2 protein-coding genes are annotated in these 588 nt (G+C 68.0%); both read right to left on the bottom strand.

The window, feature by feature from the left end; translation table 11 throughout:
• Positions 1-266, bottom strand: a 266-nt coding sequence (locus QM588_RS25585; protein WP_283317428.1) for an SDR family NAD(P)-dependent oxidoreductase, incomplete at its 3' end; no start/stop codon positions are given.
• A gap of 46 nt (positions 267-312) precedes the next feature.
• A partial coding sequence (locus QM588_RS25590; protein ID WP_283317430.1) for a cytochrome P450 occupies positions 313-588 on the bottom strand: 276 nt, incomplete at its 5' end.

Raw genomic sequence — 588 nt, forward strand, 5'->3', positions numbered from 1 at the left:
ACGTCGATCGGCCCGACGGCGGCCGTCGCTTCGAGGAATTCGCTCCACGACTCGCGGCTCGTCACGTCCAGTTGCGCTCCGACGGTGCCACGGCCGACGGAGTCGGCTGCTTCGGTGACTGTGGCCGGGTCGAGGTCGCCCAGCACTACCCGTGCGCCGGCCGCGGCCAGCTGGGTAGCGGTGGTGAGGCCGATGCCGCGGCCGCCTCCGGTGATGACGACGACGCGTCCGGTCAGGTCCCCGGTCTCGCGATGAACACTCTTCATGACTCTCCTACGGTGATAAGGGATTTCGGTGATGAGGGGTTGCAGGTCAGTGGACGGCACCGACGCGCGTGCTGGGCGTGAATGTCGCGGGCAGCTGGTCGATGCCGTTGATGGTCGACTTGATGGGGTACTCGACGACGTCGTCCTCGAGTACGTGAAAGTCGGGAATCCGCTCGAGGATGCGCTCGAGCATGATGCGCAGCTCGAGGCGGGCCAGCGGCGCGCCGAGGCATCGATGCGGGCCGGCCCCGAATGCGACGTGCTCGGACGCGTTGGAGCGGGTGAGATCGACGCGGTCGGGGTCTTCGAACGTGCGGGCGTC

Origin of the sequence: Rhodococcus sp. IEGM 1354 (assembly GCF_030056855.1) — a bacterium.
Classification (GTDB): domain Bacteria; phylum Actinomycetota; class Actinomycetes; order Mycobacteriales; family Mycobacteriaceae; genus Rhodococcoides.